The 21,338-nt window shown below is 72.0% G+C and carries 16 protein-coding genes and 2 pseudogenes; 9 read left to right on the top strand and 9 right to left on the bottom strand.

Annotated elements, in window-relative coordinates; translation table 11 throughout:
• Positions 1 to 23 precede the first annotated feature (23 nt).
• From pstA to J2S22_RS09560, 6 genes and pseudogenes are all read right to left on the bottom strand, one after another.
• Positions 24 to 899 (bottom strand): annotated as a pseudogene (pstA, locus tag J2S22_RS09585) (phosphate ABC transporter permease PstA); the annotation flags it as partial.
• A gap of 483 nt (positions 900 to 1,382) precedes the next feature.
• Positions 1,383 to 1,865, bottom strand: a pseudogene (locus J2S22_RS09580) (DUF3333 domain-containing protein); the annotation flags it as partial.
• On the bottom strand, positions 1,858 to 3,225 hold the full coding sequence (gene pstC / locus J2S22_RS09575) for a phosphate ABC transporter permease subunit PstC (RefSeq protein ID WP_272777057.1): 1,368 nt from the start codon (positions 3,223 to 3,225) through the stop codon (positions 1,858 to 1,860). The pseudogene J2S22_RS09580 and the gene pstC, both read right to left, overlap by 8 nt.
• Before the next feature lie 147 nt (positions 3,226 to 3,372).
• A complete protein-coding gene (locus tag J2S22_RS09570) occupies positions 3,373 to 4,428 on the bottom strand; it encodes a PstS family phosphate ABC transporter substrate-binding protein (protein WP_272777056.1) in 1,056 nt (351 codons plus the stop codon).
• A gap of 293 nt (positions 4,429 to 4,721) precedes the next feature.
• Positions 4,722 to 6,071, bottom strand: a complete 1,350-nt coding sequence (locus J2S22_RS09565; RefSeq protein WP_272777055.1) for an ATP-binding protein — start codon at positions 6,069 to 6,071, stop codon at positions 4,722 to 4,724.
• Between the two features lie 65 nt (positions 6,072 to 6,136).
• Positions 6,137 to 7,210, bottom strand: coding sequence for a lysylphosphatidylglycerol synthase domain-containing protein (locus tag J2S22_RS09560; RefSeq protein WP_272777054.1), 1,074 nt, complete (start codon positions 7,208 to 7,210; stop codon positions 6,137 to 6,139).
• Positions 7,211 to 7,506: 296 nt separating this feature from the next.
• On the opposite strand from J2S22_RS09560, the gene J2S22_RS09555 reads away from it, so the two are divergent.
• From J2S22_RS09555 to J2S22_RS09545, 3 genes are all read left to right on the top strand, one after another.
• Positions 7,507 to 8,697 carry a CaiB/BaiF CoA transferase family protein gene (locus J2S22_RS09555; RefSeq protein WP_272777053.1) on the top strand — a complete coding sequence of 397 codons (1,191 nt, stop codon included), beginning with the start codon at positions 7,507 to 7,509 and terminating at the stop codon, positions 8,695 to 8,697.
• A gap of 101 nt (positions 8,698 to 8,798) precedes the next feature.
• Positions 8,799 to 9,590: an enoyl-CoA hydratase gene (locus J2S22_RS09550; protein ID WP_272777052.1), complete on the top strand. Its 792-nt coding sequence runs from the start codon at positions 8,799 to 8,801 to the stop codon at positions 9,588 to 9,590.
• 182 nt (positions 9,591 to 9,772) lie between these two features.
• The gene (locus tag J2S22_RS09545; protein ID WP_272777051.1) at positions 9,773 to 10,600 is read left to right on the top strand and encodes a transporter substrate-binding domain-containing protein; all 828 of its coding nucleotides are present in this window, start codon (positions 9,773 to 9,775) and stop codon (positions 10,598 to 10,600) included.
• A 78-nt stretch (positions 10,601 to 10,678) separates the two neighbouring features.
• Here the strand turns inward: J2S22_RS09545 and J2S22_RS09540 are convergent, their stop codons facing one another.
• Positions 10,679 to 11,671 (bottom strand): Bug family tripartite tricarboxylate transporter substrate binding protein, encoded by a 993-nt coding sequence (locus J2S22_RS09540; RefSeq protein WP_272777050.1) that lies wholly within the window; start codon positions 11,669 to 11,671, stop codon positions 10,679 to 10,681.
• A gap of 225 nt (positions 11,672 to 11,896) precedes the next feature.
• Here J2S22_RS09540 and J2S22_RS09535 point away from each other — a divergent pair, with 225 nt between their 5' ends.
• Positions 11,897 to 12,589, top strand: a complete 693-nt coding sequence (locus J2S22_RS09535) for a GntR family transcriptional regulator (protein WP_272777147.1) — start codon at positions 11,897 to 11,899, stop codon at positions 12,587 to 12,589.
• Positions 12,590 to 12,612: 23 nt separating this feature from the next.
• On the top strand, positions 12,613 to 13,686 hold the full coding sequence (locus J2S22_RS09530; RefSeq protein WP_272777049.1) for a mannonate dehydratase: 1,074 nt from the start codon (positions 12,613 to 12,615) through the stop codon (positions 13,684 to 13,686).
• Positions 13,687 to 13,758: 72 nt separating this feature from the next.
• On the opposite strand, the gene J2S22_RS09525 is transcribed toward J2S22_RS09530, so the two are convergent.
• Together J2S22_RS09525 and J2S22_RS09520 are read right to left on the bottom strand one after the other, a co-directional pair.
• Positions 13,759 to 16,170, bottom strand: coding sequence for a xanthine dehydrogenase family protein molybdopterin-binding subunit (locus J2S22_RS09525; protein ID WP_272777048.1), 2,412 nt, complete (start codon positions 16,168 to 16,170; stop codon positions 13,759 to 13,761).
• A gap of 116 nt (positions 16,171 to 16,286) precedes the next feature.
• Positions 16,287 to 17,093, bottom strand: a complete 807-nt coding sequence (locus J2S22_RS09520) for an undecaprenyl-diphosphate phosphatase (protein ID WP_272777047.1) — start codon at positions 17,091 to 17,093, stop codon at positions 16,287 to 16,289.
• Between the two features lie 357 nt (positions 17,094 to 17,450).
• Here J2S22_RS09520 and J2S22_RS09515 point away from each other — a divergent pair, with 357 nt between their 5' ends.
• From J2S22_RS09515 to mepA, 4 genes are read left to right on the top strand one after another with little or no spacing between them, the layout of a single operon-like run.
• Complete coding sequence (locus J2S22_RS09515) at positions 17,451 to 18,143, top strand: glutathione S-transferase family protein (protein ID WP_272777146.1); 693 nt, start codon at positions 17,451 to 17,453, stop codon at positions 18,141 to 18,143.
• A complete protein-coding gene (gene queG, locus J2S22_RS09510; RefSeq protein WP_370878196.1) occupies positions 18,140 to 19,420 on the top strand; it encodes a tRNA epoxyqueuosine(34) reductase QueG in 1,281 nt (426 codons plus the stop codon). The genes J2S22_RS09515 and queG overlap by 4 nt, the downstream gene beginning before the upstream one ends.
• 7 nt (positions 19,421 to 19,427) lie before the next feature.
• On the top strand, positions 19,428 to 20,324 hold the full coding sequence (locus J2S22_RS09505) for an NAD-dependent epimerase/dehydratase family protein (protein WP_272777046.1): 897 nt from the start codon (positions 19,428 to 19,430) through the stop codon (positions 20,322 to 20,324).
• A 56-nt stretch (positions 20,325 to 20,380) separates the two neighbouring features.
• Positions 20,381 to 21,331, top strand: coding sequence for a penicillin-insensitive murein endopeptidase (gene mepA, locus J2S22_RS09500; RefSeq protein ID WP_272840304.1), 951 nt, complete (start codon positions 20,381 to 20,383; stop codon positions 21,329 to 21,331).
• Positions 21,332 to 21,338: the final 7 nt, after the last annotated feature.

The following is a 21,338-nucleotide window of genomic DNA, read 5'->3' as shown; positions in this document are numbered from 1 at the left end:
CGAGCGGAACTCCTCTGATCGGATCACCAGCGGCGCTCGAACCGCTTGCGGAGCAGGATGGCCGTTCCGTTCATGACGAACAGGAACACGAGCAGGACCATGATGGCGGCCGCCGTCTTCGCCTGGAAGGCGATCTCGGGCAGGTCGGACCACAGATAGATCTGGACCGGCAGGACCGTCGCCGCGTCGGTGATGCTGGTCGCCGGCTCGACGATGAAGGCGACCATGCCGATCATCAGCAGCGGCGCCGTCTCGCCGAGCGCGTGCGCCATGCCGATGATGGTGCCGGTCATGATGCCCGGCATGGCGAGCGGCAGGACGTGGTGGAACACGGCCTGCTGATGCGACGCGCCGACGCCCAGCGCCGCCTCCTTGATCGACGGCGGCACCGCCTTGATGGCGGCGCGCGACGCGATGATGATGGTCGGCAGCACCAGGAGCGCCAGCACCAGGCCGCCGACCAGCGGGGCCGAGCGCGGCAGGCCGAAGAAGCTGAGGAACACCGCGAGGCCGAGCAGGCCGAACACGATCGACGGCACCGCCGCCAGATTGTTGATGTTGACCTCGATGACCTCGGTCAGCCGGTTCTTCGGCGCGAACTCCTCGAGATAGATGGCGGCGGCGACGCCGATCGGCAGGCACAGCACCAGCGTCACCAGCAGGGTCAGGGCGGAGCCGACCAGGGCGCCGCGGATGCCGGCGAGCTCCGGCTCGCGGCTGTCGCCGGAGGTGAAGAACGCCGTGTTGAACCGGCTCTCGACCACCCCGCGGTCGCGCAGCGCCTCGAGCCAGGCGACCTCCTGGTCGGTGACGCGCCGGTTGGTGGCCGGCGTCTGGTAGGTGACGCGCTGCCAGGTGCCGGGCTGCGCCGCCGCGTCGGAGGACAGCGGCAGCAGCACCTCGCCGGTGGCGGCGCTGCCGCCGATCCGGGTCAGCTTGACGAGGCCGCCGTTGACCGCGACCAGCAGGCTCGGGAACGAGGCGTCGACCGGCTCCTCGGCGGCGGGCGCCTCGAAGCGCGCCTGCAGGGCGGCGGCGGTCTCGGAGAGCTCGTTCATTCGGGTCGAGAGGCCGGTCTCCTCCTCCGTGACGGCGGCCAGCCGGCGCTCGGCGGCGGCGATCTGCACGGCGTTGCCGGCGGCGCGCGCGGTGGCGAGCTCGCGCTCGGCCGCAGCCCGGCTCGCCTGGATCGACTGGACGATGGTGCGCAGGCGGGTCGCCTCGGTGCGGGCCGCCCGGGCCTGGGCCGAGAGGGCGCGCTTCACCACGGCGAGGTCCTCGGCGAAGTCGCCGGCCGTCGAGCTCAGCGTCACCTCGCCCGAGGTGCCGCCGACCGTCAGGGTGCCGCGGCCCGGCTCGCGCTCGATCTTCGTGCCGGTCCCCTTGAAGTAGAGATCGGCGTCGTCGGATATCAGCACCGGCACCTTGACGGTGCGGCCGATCAGCGACGGATCGGCGACCACCCGGCGGCGCAGCTCGTCGGCGGCGCCGGAGGAGAGGATGCCGTCGAGCGCGCGGCGGCCGAGCCGGCTCGTCACGTCCGGGAACTGGGCCCGCAGCGCGTTGCGCACCAGCAGCTGGAAGTCGCCGGCGCGGATCACGGCGGGATCGGCGGTGCCCTGTGGGTCGATCTCGGCCTTGTCGACCAGGACCTCCATGCTCAGCACGTGCTGGGTGAAGGCCGGCAGGCCCTTCGAGACGATGTCGGACAGGACCACCAGCAGGAACACCGCGGTCAGCGCGATCGCGGCGACCCCGTAGGCGCGGAATCGCGCCTCGGCCCGGTAGCGGGCCCGGATTCGGGCCTTGGCGGCATCCGACGTGATGTCGACGGAACGGACTCTCGGAAGCGCTACGTCAGTCATATTGCTCTCGGTACCGTTTGACGATCTGCATCGCGATGACGTTGAGCGTCAGCGTGAAAAAGAACAGCACGAAGCCGAGCGCGAAGGCGGAGAGCGTCTTGGCGCTGTCGAACTCCTGGTCGCCGACCAGGATGGTCTTGATCTGCACCGTGAAGGTGGTCACGGCATCGAGCGGATTGAACGACAGGTTGGCGGCGAGGCCGGCGGCCATCACCACGATCATGGTCTCGCCGACGGCGCGGCTGATGGCCAGCATCATGGCGGAGACGATGCCGGAGAACGCCGCCGGAAGCACCACCCGCTTGATCGTCTCCGACTTGGTCGCGCCCATGCCGTAGGAGCCGTCGCGCAGCGACTGCGGCACCGCGTTGATCACGTCGTCGGAGAGAGAGGAGACGAACGGGATGATCATCATCCCCATCACCAGGCCGGCGGCCAGCGCGCTCTCGGAGGCGACGTTGAGGCCGAGCGACTGGCCGAGCTCGCGCAGCCAGGGGGCGAGCGACAGGGCGGCGAAGAAGCCCAGCACCACGGTCGGGATGCCGGCGAGGATCTCCAGCAGCGGCTTGGCGACGGCGCGTACCCGCGGGGACGCGTACTCGGCCAGGTAGATGGCGGCGAACAGTCCGATCGGGCCGGCGACCAGCATGGCGATCGTCGTGATCAGCAGGGTGCCGACCACCAGCGGCGCGATGCCGAAGGCGCCGGACGAGCCGACCTGGTCGGCGCGGATCGCGGTCTGCGGGCTCCATTCGAGGCCGAACAGGAAGTCGAGAGGCGACACCTTCTGGAAGAAGTGCACGGTCTCCAGCAGCACCGAGAAGACGATGCCGACCGTGGTGAGCACGGCGACGCTGGCGCAGCCGAACAGCACCACCTTGACGACGCGCTCGACCCGGTTGCGGGCCCGGAAGGTCGCCGAGATCGCGCGCAGCCCGTAGGCGGCGCCGAGCAGGCCGACGATGCCGCCGCCCGCCAGGATGAGGTTGTCGGTCCAGGCCCGCAGCGACGACCACGTCTCGGCGGCGCGCACCAGCGCCGGCGTCGCGTCGCCGGTATGGCGCCCGGTGGCCACCGCCACGATGTCGCGCAGCGCGGCGCCGCGCCGCAGCTCGTCGTCGAGCACGGAGGGGTCGAACACCGTGAGCGCCTGGGTCTCGACCAGATGGTGGGCGACCGGCACGCCGACCGCGAACACCAGCAGCATCGGCAGCAGCACGCTCACGACGACGTAGGCGCCGTGGTAGGACGGACGCGAGTGGAAGGTTTCGGTGCGGTTGGCGACCGCGGCCCGGTTGCGCCCGAGCAGGAATCCGGCGACCGCGAGGGCCGCGAGGCCGGTGAAATAGATCAGCGACATGTCCCTCGATCCCCCGAAGACGCGAACACGGACGGCTAGGCACAGGCGGCCGGCGCGCGGAGCGGCGGGACAGGGAGACGGCCGGCCAGCAGAACGGCGGCTGCGTCGCGGGGACGCAGCCGCCGGAAGGCGATATCGATCAGCTTATCACGACAGCGGATCGGCCGTGAGGGGCTTCATCGACTCGATGTCCTTGCGGACCGCGTCGGCCTTGGCCTTCGGCAGGGTCACGAGGCCCTTCTTGGCGAGGTAGCCGTCCTCGCCGATCGCCTTGTTGGAGACGTACTCGGCGGCGAACTTGTCGAGGCCCGGGATGACGCCGACGTGCTGCTTCTTGAGGTAGACGTAGAGCAGGCGCGAGCCCGGATACTTGCCGCCGGCGATGTTGTCGTAGGTCGGCTCGACGCCGTTGAGCGGCGCGCCGCGCAGCTTGGCGGCGTTCTCCTCAAGGAAGGAGTAGCCGAAGATGCCGAAGGCGTTCTTGTTCGCCTCGAGCTTCTGCACGATCACGTTGTCGTTCTCGCCGGCCTCGACATAGGCGCCGTCCTCGCGGAGCGACTTCCAGGCCTTGTCGAACGCCTTGGCGTCGGCCTTCTTGATCGCCTGCATGGCCGGCAGCGACAGCGCGCCCGGCTCGAGCAGCAGCTCGTGGAGGGCGTCACGGGTGCCCGAGGTCGGGGGCGGGCCGAGCACCTCGATCTTGATGTTCGGCAGCGACTTGTCGATGTCGGACCAGGTCTTGTTCGGGTTGGCGACGAGCTTGCCGTCGGGGCCGGGCACTTCCTTGGCGAGGGCGAGGAAGAGCTGGCCGAGGGTGAGCTTCAGGGGCGTGCCGGCCTTCGACTGGGCGACGCTGATGCCGTCGAAGCCGACGGTCAGCTCGACGATGTCCTTGACGCCGTTCTTCTGGCACTGCTCGAACTCGGACTTCTTCATCCGGCGCGAGGCGTTGGTCGCGTCCGGATGGTCGACGCCGACGCCGGCGCAGAACAGCTTCATGCCGCCGCCCGTGCCGGTCGACTCGACGACCGGGGTCTTGACGCCGCCGGTCTTGCCGAGCTGCTCCGCCACCGCGGTGGTGAACGGATAGACGGTCGATGACCCGACGATGCGGATCTGGTCACGGGCCTCGGCGGCGCCGGTCAGCGCGAGGCCGGTCGCCGCGATGGCGCCGGCCGCGATGAAGGAACGGTAAAGCTTCACGGGGCTCTCTCCTGCTGGCAAACGCCCATCGATCGACGCGGAGGAGGCTCCGCATCACGGGGAGATCGATCGCGTCTGAACTTCTGGGACGTTCGTCGTTTCCCGGTTGACGTCTGCGGACCGCCGCGATCGACTCTACGCGAGGCACGCCTGCGGGCGGTCCAGAACACGGCCCGTCGCTGCCGGGCCCGAGCCACTTCTAGGCCCTCTCGATGACGCTTACATGACAGTGTAAATCTCTGAAAGAATTCACAAATACGTCATCGACCGGTCGACTGTCGCAATTCGTCCGGTCAGCCCGCGGCGCGGGCGGTGTCGTGCTCCTGCGGCCGTGCCGGCAGCGCCGGCAGCCGCACCGTGAAGGTGGCGCCGGCGCCGAGCGTGCTGTCGATGCCGAGTCGGCCGCGATGGCGCTGCATGATGTGCTTGACCAGCGCGAGCCCGAGTCCGGTGCCGCCCTGGGCGCGGCTGTCGGCGACGTCGGCCCGGTAGAACCGCTCGGTCAGCCGCGGCAGGTGCTCGGGTGCGATGCCGGGGCCGTAGTCCTTCACGGCGACCGCGATCTCGTCGCCCTGCGGCCCGCTCTCGCGGGCGAGCGCGAGATCGACGCGGCCGCCGCTGGCGCCGTATTTCAGGGCGTTCTCGACCAGGTTCTCGAAGGCGCGCAGGAGCTCGTCACGGTCGCCGGCCACCGTCACGGCGCCGGGCGGCGGCTCGAACGCGATCGTGACGCCGCGCTCGCCGGCGAGCGGCTGCAGGCCCTCCACCACTTGGCGGAGCAGCAGCACGAGATCGACCGGCGTCTCCGGCCGCACATGCGCCTTCAGCTCGATGCGCGACAGCGACAGGAGGTCGTCGATCAGCCGCGCCATGCGGCTCGCCTGCGCCTTCATGACGCCGAGGAACTTCTCGCGCGCCGCCGTGTCGGCCCGGGCCGGGCCCTGCAGGGTGTCGATGAAGCCGGACAGCGAGGCGAGCGGCGTGCGCAGCTCGTGGCTCGCATTGGCGATGAAGTCGGCCCGCATCTGCTCGGCGCGGCGCAGCGGGGTGAGGTCGTGGAAGCTCACCATCAGGAGGCGCTCGCCGGCGCTCTGGCCGGGGGGAGGCGGCAGCCGCACCGGAGCGATCACGGCCTCCCACCAGCGCTCGGTCGGCACCCGCTGGGCCATCTCGGTCCTGACCGTGCCGGCCTCCTCGGCGGCCCGCCGGACCGCGTCGAGGACGCCGGGATGGCGCAGCGCGAAGGACAGCGGGCGGGCGGTGGCGAGCGCCGGCGCCACCTCGATGGCGCGGCGGTTGAAGGCCCGCACCAGGCCGCCGCGCTCCAGCACGATCACCGGATCGGGAAAGCCCGCCAGGGTGGCGTCGATCGCGAGGTCCCCGGCGTCGGTGCCGCGGCCGCTCTCCTCGGCGGCGGCGGCACGGGCGCGCGCCGCGCGGCGCAGGTCGAGCGTCAGGGCGAGCATCACGGCGGCGAACAGCAGCGCGGCCGCCAGCGGCGGCAGGGCGCCGGTCAGCACCGCGAGACCGAGCCCGCCGGCCGTCGCCGTGACCACGGCCCGGACGCGGGTGAGCTCGGTCGTCGCCGCCGCCGCGAGGCTGCGCAGCCGCCCGAAACGCTCCTGCCGGTTCGCCAAGGCCATGGCCGTCGTCCCCGGTTTCCCGCCCGGCCGATCCACCCGACCGATCCGCGCGGTCGCCGCGGCGGTCAGCCGGTCCGCCGGTCCTCGCCGGCCGTCGCCCGTGCGCCGGCCGCCGGTGCCCCGGCTGCCGGTGCGTCCAACTCCGCGGCCGGTCCGGCCGCGGCGTGCCGGCTGCGCTCGACCCCGAGCCACAGCTCGCGGGACCCGAGGACCAGCAACGCCAGCGCGAACGGCACCAGATAGTACAGCAGACGGAACAGCAGCAGCCCGGCGAGGAGCTGCTCCTTGTCGTACTGCCACAGCGCCACCAGCATGGCCGCGTCGAACACCCCGAGCCCGCCCGGCGAGTGGCTGGCGAAGCCCAGCAGGGTGGCGGCGACGAAGATCACCGCCACCGTGGTGAAACCGATATAGGGATCGTGCGGCACCAGCATGTACATGGCGGCCGCGCAGCAGCCGAGGTCGACGATGCCGATGCCGATCTGCAGGAGCGTCAGCGGCCCGCCCGGCAGCGTCACCTCCCAGTTGCTGCGGCCGATCACCCGCGGCGTCTGCCACACCCAGCCCACATAGGTGGCGAGCGCCATCAGGGTGACGATCGCCAGGGCGCGGTTGATCCAGTCCGGCACGTGGTTGATGGCCGAGGCGGCCTCGGGCGCATGGGCGATGCCGAGCCCCAGCACGGTGGCGTTGCCGAGCCAGAAGGTGAAGCCGGCGACGAAGCACACCTTGGCCACCTCGATGGCCGACAGCCCGTGCCGCGAGTAGATGCGGTAGCGCACCGCGCCGCCCGTGAAGGCGCTCGCCCCGACATTGTGGCCGACCGCGTAGCTGGTGAAGCCGGCCAGCGCCGCGATCCGGTAGGGCACGTCGCGGCGGCCGATCGTGTAGAGGGCGAAGAGGTCGTAGAAGGTCAGCGTGAAGTAGCCGGCGGCGACGAACGCGCCGGCGAGCAGGATGTCGGTCCGCGAGAACGACTTCAGCGCGCCGATCACCTCGTGCACGTCGATGCCGTGCAGCATCCGCCAGAGCACCACGGCGGCGACCGCGATGACGGCGAGGCTGACCAGGAAGCCGACCCGGTGCCAGCCGATCTTTCGGTCGAAGGCCTCCGAGGCCGCGCGCAGGCGATCGTACATTGTGAGGTCCTGGCGCTCCTGGCGAGGGTCGGCGGGGGCGCGCGCCCCGGCCGACGCGCCGTTCGCGTCTAACAGATGCCCGTCCCGAAGGCGAGCGCGGGGAACTGCGACCTGTTCCCGCTCCGCGGCACCGCTCCGGCGGCAGGGCCGGTATGCTCCGGCTGCACGCCCGCGGACCGGGTGGACAAGAGCCGCCGCATCGGTGATGGTCGGCGTGCTGCGCTGCCGCAGAGCCCGCGGCGCGCGACCGCCCCCCACTCCCCGCGATCCGGTGCGACTGTACGGAGCGACGGCGAATGCCGCATGACCAGGCCTCTCCGGCCCTGTCCCGGTTCACGGTGCTGGACCTGACGCGGGTCCGCTCGGGGCCGACCGCGGTCCGCCAGCTCGCCGACTGGGGCGCCGACGTCATCAAGATCGAGACCCCGGCCCATCGGGCCGGCGGCGAGGAGATGGGCGGGCCGCGCGACGGGCCGGACTTCAAGAACCTGCACCGCAACAAGCGGGCCGTCACGCTCGACCTCAAGGCGCCGGCCGGGCTCGCCGCGTTCCGCCGGATGGCGGCGCGGGCCGACGTGGTGGTCGAGAACTTCCGGCCGGACGTGAAGGCGCGGCTGGGCATCGACTATCCGACCCTGCGGGCCCTCAACCCGCGGCTCGTCTATGCCAGCATCTCGGGATTCGGCCAGACCGGGCCCTATGCGGGCCGCCCCGGCTTCGACCAGATCGCCCAGGGGCTCGGCGGGCTGATGTCGATCACGGGCCTGCCCGGGCAGGGGCCGGTGCGGGCCGGCATCCCGCTCGCCGACCTCACCGCCGGCCTGTTCTGCGCCATGGGGATCCTGGTGGCGCTGCTGGAGCGGGAGGTGTCGGGCGAGGGGCAGTGCGTCGAGACCTCGCTGCTGCAGGCCCAGGTCTTCATGCTCGACTTCCAGGCGGCCCGCTTCCTGGTCAAGGGCGAGGTCGCCGCCCAGGCCGGCAACGACCATCCGACCACCATCCCGACCGGCGTCTTCCCGACCGCCGACGGCCACATCAACATCGCCACGGCGGGACACGCCGTGTGGGAGCGCCTGTGCCGGGAGATCGGGGCGCCGGAGCTGCTGGAGAGCCCGGACTACGCCACCGGCGCGGCGCGCTCGGCCAACCGCAAGGCCCTCAACGCCGCGATCGCGGCGCGCACCCGCACCGAGACGAGCGCCGCCTGGGTCGAGCGGCTCAATGCCGCCGGCGTGCCGTGCGGTCCCATCCTGAGCATCGACAAGGTCTTCGCCGACCCGCAGGTGCGGCATCTCGGCCTCGCGCAGGACGTGGAGGGGAGCGAGCCGCCCCTGACCCTGGTGGGCCAGCCGTTCGGCCTGTCGCGAACGCCGAGCCGGCTGGCCGCGCCGCCGCCCGGCCGCGGCCAGCACACCGAGGCCGTGCTGGCGGAGTTCGGCTTCGCGGCCGACGAGATCGCGGCCCTGCGCGACGCCGGGGCGATCTGAGGGCAGGGCGCCCATTCTTCCTCTCTCCGCACGCGGCGGAGAGGTGAGCGAGCCATCGGATTTCGGGGCGGCCGCCGCGGTCGCCCGGACGGGGGGAGATCATGAAGCAGACCGACAAGATGCTGGCCCGGGTCGAGGAGGGCATCGGCACCATGACGTTCAACAATCCCGAGCGCCACAACGCCGTCTCGCTGGAGATGTGGGAGGCGGCGGCCGCCATCCTGGACGACTTCGCGAACGATCCCGCGGTGCGGGTCGTGGTGCTCACCGGCGCCGGCGGCAAGGCCTTCGTGTCGGGCGCCGACATCTCGAAGTTCGAGGACGAGCGGGCGAGCGAGGAGGCCTACAACCGCTACAACGCCGCCGTCGACCGCGCCTCGACGCGTCTCGCCGAGCACCCCAAGCCGACCATCGCGATGATCCGCGGCTGGTGCCTGGGCGGCGGGGTCGGCCTCGCCACCTGCTGCGACCTGCGCATCTGCTCGGACGGTTCCCGCTTCGCCGTGCCGGCCGCCAGGCTCGGCCTCGGCTACGCGCCCAAGGGGCTGAAGCGGGTGGTCGACCTGGTCGGGCCGGCCTTCACCAAGGAGATCTTCTTCACGGCCCGGCAGTTCACGGCCGCCGAGGCGCACCAGATGGGGCTCGTCAACCGGGTGCTGCCGGAGGCCGAGCTCGACGCCTATGTGCGCGACTACGCCACGACCATCGCGGGCAACGCGCCGCTCACCATCGCGGCCGCCAAGGTGGCGATCGGCGAGCTCCTGGAGGACGAGTCGGCCCGCGACATGGCCCGCTGCGACGCGATGGTGCAGGCCTGCTTCGAGAGCCGCGACTATGTCGAGGGCCGCCGCGCCTTCATGGAGAAGCGCAAGCCGGCCTTCGAAGGACGGTAGGGGCGAGCCGCCCGCCGCCCGCCGGCTGCCGGTGACGCCCCCTCCACGGTCGGGCGGCACCCGGAAGCGAGCATGTCATATTCCGTCGAGGTGCCATGCGTGCCGCCTCTTGCGGCGGGACGCGGGATGGCCAACACTCCGCGTCCCTCCTCAGCGCCTCCGCACGTCATCCGGGTGAGCCCATGGTCTCCATCGACCGCCGTCTGTTCGCGTCCTTCGCGTTCGCTGCCGCGCTTCTCGTGCCCTGCGGCATCGCCACCGCCGAGCCGGACGCCAAGCCCGGCCCGGCCTCCAGCCCGGCGTCGATCCTGGCGCCGTCGGGCAAGCTGCGCGCCGGCCTCTATCCCGGGACGCCGACCTCCTATCTGGCCGGCCGGGACGGGGGGACGCCGCGCGGCGTCGGCTACGAGCTCGGCAAGGCGCTGGCCGAGAAGCTCGGCGTTCCCTACGAGCCGGTGGTGTTCAAGAAGAACGCCGAGGTCCTGGAGGCGGTGCAGAGCGGCGCCGTCGACGTCGCCTTCACCAACGCCTCGGTGGCGCGCGCCAAGGTGATGGACTTCGCTCCGGCCTATCTCGACATCGAGCTCGGCTATCTGGTGCGTGCCGGCTCGCCGGTCGCGTCGGTCGACACCGTCGACCAGAAGGGCACCAAGATCGGGGTCACCAAGGGCTCGTCCTCCGACGGCGTGCTGTCCCGCGACCTGAAGAACGCCGAGGTGGTGCGGGCCGAGACCGTCGGGCTCGCCGCCGAGATGCTGAAGGAGGGCAAGATCGACGCGTTCGCCACCAACAAGGCGACGCTGTTCGAGATGTCCGACAAGGTGCCGGGCTCCAAGGTCCTGGACGGCCGCTGGGGCATGGAGCGCCACGCCGTCGCGATCCCCAAGGGCCGCGACGCCGGCCTGCCCTTCGTCCGGTCCTTCACGGCCGAGGTGAAGGCGAACGGGCTGGTCGCCGGCGCGGTCGAGCGTGCCGGCCTGCGCGGCGCGCAGGTGTCGGAGATGAAGTAGGACGGGTTTCGCGGTCGAGTGCAGCGCATCCTTGCCTCTCCCCGCAAGCGGGGAGAGGCAAGACGCGGAGCCTAGGCCCTAAGGCTGCTGGACGCCGGCGGCCTTGACGACCTCCTGCCACTTCTTGCGCTCGGCGGCCAGGAAGGTCGCGAACGCCTCCGGCGTGTTGGGCGCCGCGACGGCACCCACGTCGGCCAGCATCTTCTGCACCTCCGGGGTCGAGAAGATCGCCTTCGTCTCGGCGGCGAGCCGGTCGACGACGGGGCGCGGCGTACCGGCCGGCACGAACAGCCCGTGCCAGGAGGTGGCGTCGAAGCCCGGCAGGGTCTCGGCGATGGTCGGCACGTCGGGGGCGACCGGGCTGCGCTCCAGGCTGGTCACGGCGATCGCCCGGACCGTGCCGGACTTCGCCTGCGGCCAGGCGAGCGTCATGTTGTCGAAGGCGAGATCGATGTGGCCGCCGATCAGGTTGTTCATGATCTCGTTGGAGCTGCGATAGGGCACGTGCGTCATCGTCGTGCCGGTGCGGATCTTGAACAGCTCGCCGGCGAGGTGGTTGGAGGCGCCGACGCCCGAGGAGCCGAACACCAGCTTGTCCGGGTTCTTCTTCAGATAGTCGGTCAGCTCGGCGACCGTCTTCACCGGCAGCTTGGGATTGACGACGAGCAGGTTCGGCAGCCGGGCGAACAGCGACACCGGCTGGAAGTCCTTCTCCACGTCGTGCGGCATGGACTTGTAGACGAACGCGTTGATCGCGTGGGTCGACACCGTGCCGACGAGGAGCGTGTAGCCGTCCTTGGGGGCGCGGGCGACCACGGTCGAGCCGATGTTGCCGCCGGCGCCGGCGCGGTTCTCCACCACGAACGGCGTGCCCGTCTTCTGCTGCATCGCATTGGCGAAGATGCGGGCGAACATGTCGGTCGTGCCGCCGGCCGTGAACGGCACCACGATGGTCACCTGCCGGGTCGGCCAGGCGGCCGGCGGTCCCGGCTGGGCGGCCGGCGACTGGGCGGCCGCCGTCGCGGTCCCGGCGAGCAGCACCGCCGCGACGGCGGCGAACAGCTTACGCATGCGATGTCTCCATTACGTTCCCCCGAGGGTCGGCCGCCGTGGCGGCGGCTCGTTGCGGCCGTCAGGCGGCCATGGTCGCCCTCCTAGGACCGGCACCACCAGGGGTCAATCGGTAATGCATCAGATTGACAGGTTGATGCATCAGTGCCTAAGAGGCGAGCTGTGGTACGGCGTATCCGCGTCGCCGGCCGGAGCGGCGGACCGGGAGGCGAGATCCAGGTGAGCATGGTCGAGGCGAGCACGGCCCGGGACGGGGCGCCGCGGACGGCGGCGGGCGAGTCGGTCTACGATCGGCTGCGCCACCTGATCGTCACGCTGACGCTGGCGCCGGGAACCGCGATCAACCGGGCCGAGCTGCAGGCGACCTTCGGGCTCTCCTCGACGCCGGTGCGCGACGCGCTGACCCGGCTCGGCGAGGAGGGGCTGGTCGAGATCGTGCCGCAGAGCGGCACCCGGGTGAGCCTGATCGACATCGCGGCCGCCCGCCAGGCCCAGTTCCTCCGCCGCGCCGTCGAGCAGGAGGCGGTGCGCCTGGTCGCCGCGCTGCCCGACAAGGACTTCGAGCCGGAGCTGCGCGACCTCCTCGACGCCCAGACGCTGCGCGCCGCCGCCGGCGACGTCGAGGGCTTCGACGCGCTCGACCGCGCCTTCCACCGCCGCCTGCTCGAGCTCGCCGGCGCGCCCGACCTCCACGCGCTGGTGCGGGCACGCTGCGGCCACATCGACCGCATCCGCCGCCTGCACCTGCCGGTGCGCGGCAAGGCCGAGGAGGTGGTGCGCGATCACGCCCGCATCCTCAAGGCGATCGTCGCCGGCAATGCCGTCAAGGCGCAGGCGCGGGTGCGCGACCATCTCGCCCGCTCGCTCGCCTATGTCGAGACGCTGCGGGCCGCCCATCCGGGCTACTTCCGCGACTGACCACCCGACCGACGAGGCCGTCCATGTATATCGGCGAGCAGCTGATCGAACCGACCGACGCGCGGCTGCGCCTCTCCGCCCAGCTCGGCTGCCGCGGCATCGTCATCGACACCCGCCCGGCCCGCGAGGTGATCGAGGAGGACGGCTCCTGGAACGCCGGCCGGGTGGCGGCGCTGCGCCGCCGCGTCGAGGGCTTCGGCATGCGGCTCGACGGCATGGCGCTCGACGTCGGCTCGCTGCTGCTCGACAGCCTGCGGCACCCCGAGCGGGCCAAGGCGACGACGGCGCGGCTGCGCCAGCACATCCGGGCGGCCGCCGAGGGTGGCGTGCCGATGCTCAAATACACGGTGGCGATGGTCGGCATCACCCGCACCGGCGTGGTCGAGGGGCGCGGCGGCATGCAGTGCAGCGCGTTCCGGGCCGCCGACTACCGGCCCGACGCCGACGCGCGCTTTTCCTACTGGGGCACGGTGCTGCCGGAGGATGGGGCCGGCGGTGCGTCTCCGCTCGACCGGAAGGGGGCGCCGGAGACCTGCGGCCAGGTGATGGCGAGCGAGGCCGGGGCGATCAGCGAGGCCGACGGCTGGCGGGCGATCGCGTTCCTGGTCTCCGAGCTGCTGCCGACGGCCGAGCAGGCCGGCGTGCGGCTCGCCTGCCATCCGCACGATCCCGCCTATCCGCCGGGCGGCCTCAACGGCGTCCATCACGTGCTCGGCTCGCTCGACGGCCTGCGGCGCTTCGTGGCGCTCGCGCCGGCGAGCCCGTATCACGGCTTCAACTTCTGCCAGGGCACCATCGCCGAGATGTCGACCGACCCGACAGCGACCGTGCTGGAGGCGATCCGCACCTTCGGGCCGCAGAAGCGCATCTTCATGGTCCACTTCCGTAACATCGCGGGCGGCTATCTCGATTTCCGCGAGGCGATGCCGGACGAGGGCACGGTCGACATGGCGGCCTGCATCCGCGCCTATCGCGAGGTCGGCTACGACGGCATCCTCTGCCCCGACCACGTGCCGCTGTCCGACGTCGATCCCGGCCGCGAGCGCTTCTTCTCCTTCGCGCTCGGCTACACCCGGGGCCTCCTGCAGGCGGCGTGAGCGGACCGGCGAGGCGCCTCTTCGCCTCTCCCCGCGGTGCGGGGAGAGGTCCGAGAAGGGGCTCCTGCGGCTCTACTTCTTGAATTCTGCCAAGCTCTTGCAGGCCGCCCAGATCTTCTCCGGGGTCGCCGGCATGTCCATGCGGATGCCGGCGGGGGTCGGGATCGCGTCGGCGATCGCGTTCATCACGGCGGCGAGCGAGCCCGTCGTGCCGGCCTCGCCGACGCCCTTGACGCCGAGCGGATTGGTCGTCGCCGGCGTGTTCTCCTCGGCCGAGACGACCGGCGGCATGTCGGCGGCGCGCGGCATCGCGTAGTCCTGGAACGAGCCGGTGACGAGCTGGCCCGAGTCGAGATCGTAGACGGCGCGCTCCATCACGGCCTGGCCGAGCCCCTGGGCCAGCGCGCCGTGCAGCTGGCCCTCGACCAGAGTGTGATCGAGCACGACGCCGCAGTCGTCGACGGCCGTGTAGCGCACGAGCGTCAGCCCGCCGGTCTCCGGATCGATCTCGACCTCGGCGACGTGGCAGCCGTTCGGAAAGGTCTGCGGCGTGTCGGTGACGACCCGGGTGTCGAGATCCTCCGCGACCTCGCCCGCCGCCTTCCTCCGCTTCGCCGCGTCCGCCACCTCGAACAGCGAGATGCGCCGGTCCGTCCCGGCGATCGTGAACACGCCGCCCTCGTAGACGATGTCGGCCTCGGCCGTCTCCAACGCGTCGGCCGCGAGCCGCCGGCCCTTCTCCAGCACCACCGCCACGGCCTTCACGATGGCGGCGCCGGCCGCGCTCGTGGTGCGCGACGCGACCGTCGAGTTGCTGATCACCTCGTTGCCGCTGTCGCCCTCGACGAACCTGATCGTCTCCAGCGGCACGCCGAGCCTTTCGCTCAGCACCCGCGGGAAGACCGTCGCATGGCCCTGGCCCGTGGCGTGGGCGCCGAGCGCCAGCACCACGGTGCCGTCGCCCGGGAAGAACAGGCCGGCGCCCTCGGTCGGCACGCCGCCGGCGTGCTCGACCATGCAGGACAGGCCGAGGCCGCGCAGCCGGCCGTTCCTCTTCGCCTCGCGCTTGCGCGCCTTGACGCCGGCGACGTCGGCCAGCGCCACCGCCGTCTCGAACACGGCCGGGAAGTCGCCGCTGTCGTAGACGGTGCCGACCGGCGTCCGCCACGGGATCTGTCCCGCCGGGACCAGGTTGCGACGGCGGATCTCGTCCGGCGCGATCCCGGTGAGGCGGGCCGCCTCGTCGACCAGCCGCTCGATCAGGTAGTTCGCCTCCGGCCGCCCGGCGCCGCGATAGGGCGCCGTCGGCGTGGTGTTGGTGAAGACGCAGCGCACCGCCATGTCGACCTTCGGGATCAGGTACATGCCGGGCACGCAGCGGGCGAAGTTGACGGTGGCCAGGAAGGCGCCGACCTGCCCCACATAGGCGCCGAGATTGACCAGCGTGCGCAGGCGCAGCGCCAGGAACCGGCCGCGGCGGTCGACCGCGAGCTCGCCTTCGAGGATCGAGTCGCGCGCATGCGCGTCGGTCAGGAAGGCCTCCGAGCGGGTCGACATCCAGTGCACGGGCCGGCCAGTCCGCCTCGCCGCCACGCACAGCGCCGGGTATTCGGGGTAGGGCGAGCTCTTCATGCCGAAGGCGCCGCCGACGTCGTCGGTGGTCACCCGCACCTTCGCCGTGTCGACCCCGAGGATGCGGGCCATGTGGTCGCGGATCGCGATGGCGCCCTGCGAGCAGACCCGCAGTGCGTAGCTTCCGGTCGCCGCGTCGTAGGAGGCCGTGGCGCCGCGCGGCTCCATGCTGGCGACCATGATGCGCTGGTTGACGTGGCTGACGCGGGCGACATGCACGGCGCCGGCGATCGCCGCGTCCACGGCGGCCGGGTCGCCGCCCTCGGCAGCGGTCGGAAAATGCCAGTCGAGGGCGAGGTTGCCGGGCGCCTCCGGCCACAGCTGCGGCGCATCGGCCCGCACGGCGCGCTGCACGTCGACGACCGGTGTCCGCTCCGCGTACGACACCTCGACGAGGTCGGCGGCGTCCTGGGCGGCGAGCGCCGTCTCGGCGACGACGAGGGCGACCGGCTCGCCGGCATGCATCACCGTCTCGGCGAGCGCCGGGCGGAACGGCATCGCGAGCGCGCCGTTGGCGCCGCGCATCGGCGCGTGGAACGCGATGCTGCCGACCCCGGCCTCCGCCATGTCGGCGGCGGTCAGCACCGCGAGCACGCCCGGCACGGCCAGCGCCGCCGTGCTGTCGATGCCGGTGACCACCGCATGGGCGTGCGGCGAGCGGACGAACACCCCGCAGGCCTGTCCGGGCAGCGGCACGTCCGCCATGAAGCGGCCGGCGCCGCGCAGCAGCGGCGCGTCCTCGACGCGGTACCGGAATGCAGCGGCGCTCGCCGTCGTGTCGTCCATCGGGGGTGCCTTCTCGTGCTTCTCGCCGCTCCCCGTGTCGCTCGACGCGACGCGGGTCGCGCCCATGATCGGTCACGCGCGGGCTCGACCCGCGCATCCATCCGGATCGCAAAACCGCTCAATTCGAGGGACGACGGGGCGCCGGGTCAAGCCCGGCGACGACGCCGGGGACGGAACGCGGTTCAGCCGACGAGCGCGAGGCCGATCAGGCCGAGCGTGCCGACGATCACGCGCCACCACACGAACAGGCCGAAGCCGTGGCGGGCGACGAAGCCGAGGAAGGTCTTCACCACGATCCAGCCGAACACGAAGGAGGCGACGAAGCCGACCGCCACCAGGATCAGGTTGCTGGTGCTCATCTGGCCGCCGCCCTTGTAGAGGTCGTAGGCGAAGGCCCCCACCATGGTGGGCATTGCGAGCCAGAACGAGAACTCGGCGGCGGAGCGCCGGTCGGCGCCGAGCAGCATGGCGCCGACGATGGTGGCGCCGGCCCGCGACACACCCGGGATCATCGAGACGCACTGGATCAGCCCGATGCCGAGGCACATCTTCAGCGAGAACTCGGTCGCCTCGTCGTAGCGCGGCTTCAGGTCGAGGTGGTCGACCAGATACAGCACCGCGGCCCCGGCGATCAGCGAGAAGCAGATGATCCAGGGGTTGAACAGCACCGACTTGATGAAGCCGTGGGCGATCGCCCCGACGATCGCGGCCGGCAGGAAGGCGATCAGCACGCCGAGCACGAAGCGGCGAGCGTACTGATCGGTGAAGAAGTGGGTGGCGAGCAGCAGGATCTTGCGGAAGTAGATCGACAGGAGCGCCGCGATGGCGCCGAGCTGGATCAGCACCGCGAAGGTCTTGCCGAAATCCTCGTCGTCGAAGCCGAAGAAGTGCTCGATCAGCAGCAGGTGCCCGGTCGACGACACGGGCAGGTATTCGGTCAGCCCCTCCACCAAGCCCAGGAAGGCGGCCTTGAACAGATCGAGCAGCATGGAAGGCTCCGGACGGACGGCGGGCGCCACCCGCCCGGCTGCGCGCTTGTCGCAGAAACCGGCCCCGGCCGGCAAGGGCGCCGGCGCCGGTCCGGCCCGGCCGCGGAATCCGGGGTTGCGCCGGCGGCATGCCCGGATTTCACCGCATTGGCGCGGCATCATAGCAGGTTATCGCCTGCCCGGCCGGCCGGAGGGCCGGCCGCCGGTTAACTCCCGTGCCGGGAATATCCCGGGCGGGGCTTGCCGGCGGGCGGTGCCGGCGGCAAGGTCGCCCGGGAAGCGCGCGGGTGATCCGGGACGGCACGGCCGGCCGGGCCGGGCCCCGCCGCCGGTCGTCATTGGCTCTTTCAATCCATGATGTTGACGCTGTTCCATCAGCCCTTGTGCCCGCAATCCCGATTCGTCCGGGTCGCCCTCGGCGAATACGGCGTGACCCCGCATCTGGCGGACGAGCGGCCGTGGGATCGCCGGCAGGAGTTCCTGGTGCTCAACCCGGCCGGCACCACCCCGGTGCTGGTCGAGGACGGCCGCCCGCCGGTATCGCACCCGGCCATGATCGCCGAGTATCTCGACGAGACCCGCGGCAGCGAGCTCGGCGAGCACCGGCTGCTGCCGCAGGAGATGGCCGCCCGCATCGAGGTGCGCCGGCTGACCATGTGGTTCCTGGAGAAGTTCCACGCCGAGGTGTCGGGGCCGCTGGTGCTGGAGCGCGTCTTCAAGCGCCACATGACCGTGAAGCAGGGCGGCGGCTCGCCCGACATCGACTCGATCCGTGCGGCGCTGTCCAACATCCGCTATCATCTGGCCTATATCGGCTGGCTGGTGCGGACCCGCGACTGGCTGGCCGGTCCGCGCATGACCTATGCGGATCTCGCGGCCGCCGCGCATCTCTCGTCGGTCGACTACCTGGGCGATGTGCCGTGGCACGAGGACGAATCGGCGAAGACCTGGTACGCGCGGGTGAAGTCGCGCCCCTCGTTCCGGCCGCTCCTGGTGGAGATGCACGCCGGCATCGCTCCGTCCAAGACCTACGCCGACCTCGACTTCTGACCGACCCGTCCGCCCTGGCCGCAGCGCTGCGCGACGAGGCCGCGACGCTCGGCTTCGACGCGGTGGCGATCGCGCCGCCCGACGGGATCAGGCCGGCCGGCGCGCGCTTCCGGGAGTTCCTGGCCGCCGGGCTGCACGGCGACATGGACTGGCTCGCCGACCGGCCGGAGCGGCGGGCCGATCCGCGGAACCTGTGGCCCGAGGTGCGGACCGTGATCATGCTCGGCGTCAATTACGGCCCGGCGGCCGATCCGCGCGCCGTGCTCGCGCAGCCCGACCGCGGGGCGATCTCGGTCTATGCCCGCGGCGACGACTACCACGAGGTGATCAAGCCGCGCCTGAAGACCTTGGCCCGCTGGCTGGTGGCGGCCGGGGGTGGCGACGTGAAGGTGTTCGTCGACACGGCCGCCGTGATGGAGAAGCCGCTCGCCGCGGCGGGCGGGCTCGGCTGGCAGGGCAAGCACACCAATCTGGTCTCGCGCGAGCTCGGCTCCTGGCTGTTCCTCGGCGCCCTGTTCACGACTCTGCCGCTGCCGCCCGACGCGCCGGCCCGCGACCGCTGCGGCTCCTGCCGGGCCTGCCTCGACGCCTGCCCCACCGCGGCGTTCGTGGCGCCCTACCGGCTCGATCCACGCCGCTGCGTCTCCTACCTGACGATCGAGCACAAGGGCCCGATCCCGCGCGAGCTCCGGGAGAAGCTCGGCAACCGCATCTACGGCTGCGACGACTGCCTTGCCGCCTGCCCTTGGAACAAGTACGCGCAGGCCGGGCACGACGCGAAGCTCGCCGCCCGCGACGCCCTGAACGCGCCGTCGCTCGCCGGCCTCGCGGCGCTCGACGACGCGGCGTTCCGTGCGCTGTTCCGCAAGACCGCGATCAAGCGCACCGGCCGCGACAGGGTGGTGCGCAACGTGGTGATCGCCATCGGCAACAGCGGCGAGGCGTCGCTCGCGAGCGCGGCGGAGGCGCGCCTCGACGACGCCTCGCCCCTGGTGCGCGGCGCCGCCGTATGGGCCCTGTCGCGGCTGCTGCCGCCGGACGACGTCGCGGCGCTCGCCGCGCGACATCTGCCCGACGAATCCGACCCGCAGGTGCGGGAGGAATGGACGGCCGCCGAAGCGGTCATTCCGGGGCGCCGCCATCGGGTCCGGCCTTCGGCCGGCCCGACGACAGGCTACGCGGCGAACCCGGAATCCAGCCGCGATGTCGGTGGTCGGGATTGGATTGCGGGTTCGCGGGCCGGTCGGCCCGCGCGCCGGAATGACGAAGGGGTGTGAGAAGGACATGACCACGCTGATCTGCTTCGGCTTCGGCTATTGCGCGCAGCACTGGGTGGCCGCCTGCGGCGCCCGCTTCGACCGCATCGTCGGGACCACCCGCACGGCCGAGAGCGCCGCCGATCACGAAGCCCGCCGCTACGGCGGACGCACGGTCGAGATGCTGGTGTTCGACGGCACGGCGCCGTCGCCCGAGCTGATCGCCGCGGTGCGCGAGGCCGACGCTTTGCTGATCTCGACCCCGCCCGGCGACGCCGGTGATCCGGTCCTCGCCGCGCTCGGCGACGAGATCGCCAGGTCGTCCGCGCTGCGGAGCGTCGTGCTGCTGTCCACGCTCGGCGTCTATGGCGACCACGGCGGCGCCTGGGTCGACGAGACGGCGGAGCTGCGTCCGGTCGGCGAGCGCAACCGCGCCCGTGTCGAGGCCGAGGCCGCCTGGGCGGCGCTCGGTGCCCGCACCGGCGTGCCGGTGGCGGTGCTGCGGCTCGCCGGCATCTACGGGCCCGGCCAGGACGCCATCGCCAATCTGGAGCGCGGCCGCGCCTGGCGGATCGTCAAGCCGGGCCAGGTGTTCAACCGCATCCATGTCGCCGACATCGCCCAGGCGATCGAGGCGGCCTTCGACAAGCGCGCGGCGGGCGTCTTCAACGTCGCCGACGACGAGCCGACCCCGCCGGGCGACCCGATCGTCTTCGCCGCCGGCCTGCTGGGCCGCGAGCCGCCGCCCGAATGGCCGTTCGAGGAGGCCGTCAAGCATCTCCCCCCGATGGCCGCGAGCTTCTACGCCGAGTGCAAGCGGGCCAGGAACGACAAGCTCAAGCGCGAGCTCGGCGTCACGCTCCGCCACCCGACCTATCGGGAGGGGCTGAAGGCCGACCTGGCGGCCCGCCAGCCGGCAGGGTGAGGCACGGCCGGCCGGACCCGTTTCGGCTGCAACCCGGATGCGGTAAAACCAGGGGCATGACGCCGAATCGCATCATCGCCGCATCAGCGGCCGCGCTGGCCGCCGCGGTGCTGGTCCTGGTTCCGGTCCTGGCCGCCGCCCCGGCGGCGGCGCAGGACCGCGGCACCGTCGACCCGAAGCCGTTGCCGCCGCTCGCCCATCCGGACGACCCGAAGACGCCGGCCAAGGCGCTGTTCGGGCGCAAGGCGACGCCGTCGTCCATGGAGGCGCGGTCGATCGGCTTCTACTCCAAGGGCTGTCTGGCCGGTGGCATCGCGCTGCCGGTCAACGGGCCGGCCTGGCAGGTCATGCGCCTGTCCCGCAACCGCAACTGGGGTCACCCGAACCTCGTCGCGATGCTGGAACGGCTGGCGGTCGACGCCCGCAAGGTCGGCTGGCCGGGCCTCCTGGTCGGCGACCTGTCGCAGCCGCGCGGCGGCCCGATGCTCACCGGCCATGCCAGCCACCAGGTCGGCCTCGACGCCGACATCTGGCTCACCCCGATGCCGGACCGCGAGCTGACCCGCAGGGAGCGCGAGGAGATGTCGGCCACCATGGTGGTCGCGCGCGACCGCAAGGATGTCGACCCGGCGGTGTGGACGCCGGGCCATGTCGCCGTCATCCGCACCGCGGCGAAGCGCCCGGAGGTCGAGCGCATCTTCGTCAACGCGGCGATCAAGAAGGCGCTGTGCCGCGACCCCGGCGCCGACCGCGGCTGGCTCAACAAGGTGCGGCCCTATTGGGGGCACGACTACCACTTCCACATCCGCATCGTCTGCCCGGCCGGCGACGGCGGCTGCAAGCCGCAGCCGCCGGTGCCGGCCGGCGACGGCTGCAACGAGCTCGACTGGTGGTTCCAGGACTCGGTCCTCCACCCGCCGCCGCCCAAGGAGCCGCCCAAGCCGCGGCCGCCCCTCACCATGGCCGACCTCCCGCCCGCCTGCCGGGTGGTGCTGCAGGAGCCGTGAGGTCGGG

This window comes from Rhodoplanes tepidamans, from assembly GCF_030813915.1.
GTDB classification, from domain to species: Bacteria; Pseudomonadota; Alphaproteobacteria; order Rhizobiales; family Xanthobacteraceae; genus Rhodoplanes; species Rhodoplanes tepidamans.
Note: the sequence above shows the minus strand (reverse complement) of the source record. Positions and strands in the feature narration are given on the sequence as shown.

Excerpts from the sequence above, each read along its gene's own strand:
- pstC (WP_272777057.1), bottom strand. The coding sequence starts at position 3,225 with ATGTCGCTGATCTATTTCACCGGCCTCGCGGCCCTCGCGGTCGCCGGA.
- J2S22_RS09535 (WP_272777147.1), top strand. The coding sequence starts at position 11,897 with ATGGTCGAGGCGAGCACGGCCCGGGACGGGGCGCCGCGGACGGCGGCG.
- J2S22_RS09505 (WP_272777046.1), top strand. The coding sequence starts at position 19,428 with ATGACCACGCTGATCTGCTTCGGCTTCGGCTATTGCGCGCAGCACTGG.
- J2S22_RS09515 (WP_272777146.1), top strand. The coding sequence starts at position 17,451 with ATGTTGACGCTGTTCCATCAGCCCTTGTGCCCGCAATCCCGATTCGTC.
- J2S22_RS09550 (WP_272777052.1), top strand. The coding sequence starts at position 8,799 with ATGAAGCAGACCGACAAGATGCTGGCCCGGGTCGAGGAGGGCATCGGC.
- J2S22_RS09520 (WP_272777047.1), bottom strand. The coding sequence starts at position 17,093 with ATGCTGCTCGATCTGTTCAAGGCCGCCTTCCTGGGCTTGGTGGAGGGG.
- mepA (WP_272840304.1), top strand. The coding sequence starts at position 20,381 with ATGACGCCGAATCGCATCATCGCCGCATCAGCGGCCGCGCTGGCCGCC.
- J2S22_RS09525 (WP_272777048.1), bottom strand. The coding sequence starts at position 16,170 with ATGGGCGCGACCCGCGTCGCGTCGAGCGACACGGGGAGCGGCGAGAAG.
- J2S22_RS09530 (WP_272777049.1), top strand. The coding sequence starts at position 12,613 with ATGTATATCGGCGAGCAGCTGATCGAACCGACCGACGCGCGGCTGCGC.
- J2S22_RS09565 (WP_272777055.1), bottom strand. The coding sequence starts at position 6,071 with ATGGCCTTGGCGAACCGGCAGGAGCGTTTCGGGCGGCTGCGCAGCCTC.
- J2S22_RS09540 (WP_272777050.1), bottom strand. The coding sequence starts at position 11,671 with ATGCGTAAGCTGTTCGCCGCCGTCGCGGCGGTGCTGCTCGCCGGGACC.
- J2S22_RS09560 (WP_272777054.1), bottom strand. The coding sequence starts at position 7,210 with ATGTACGATCGCCTGCGCGCGGCCTCGGAGGCCTTCGACCGAAAGATC.
- J2S22_RS09545 (WP_272777051.1), top strand. The coding sequence starts at position 9,773 with ATGGTCTCCATCGACCGCCGTCTGTTCGCGTCCTTCGCGTTCGCTGCC.
- J2S22_RS09555 (WP_272777053.1), top strand. The coding sequence starts at position 7,507 with ATGCCGCATGACCAGGCCTCTCCGGCCCTGTCCCGGTTCACGGTGCTG.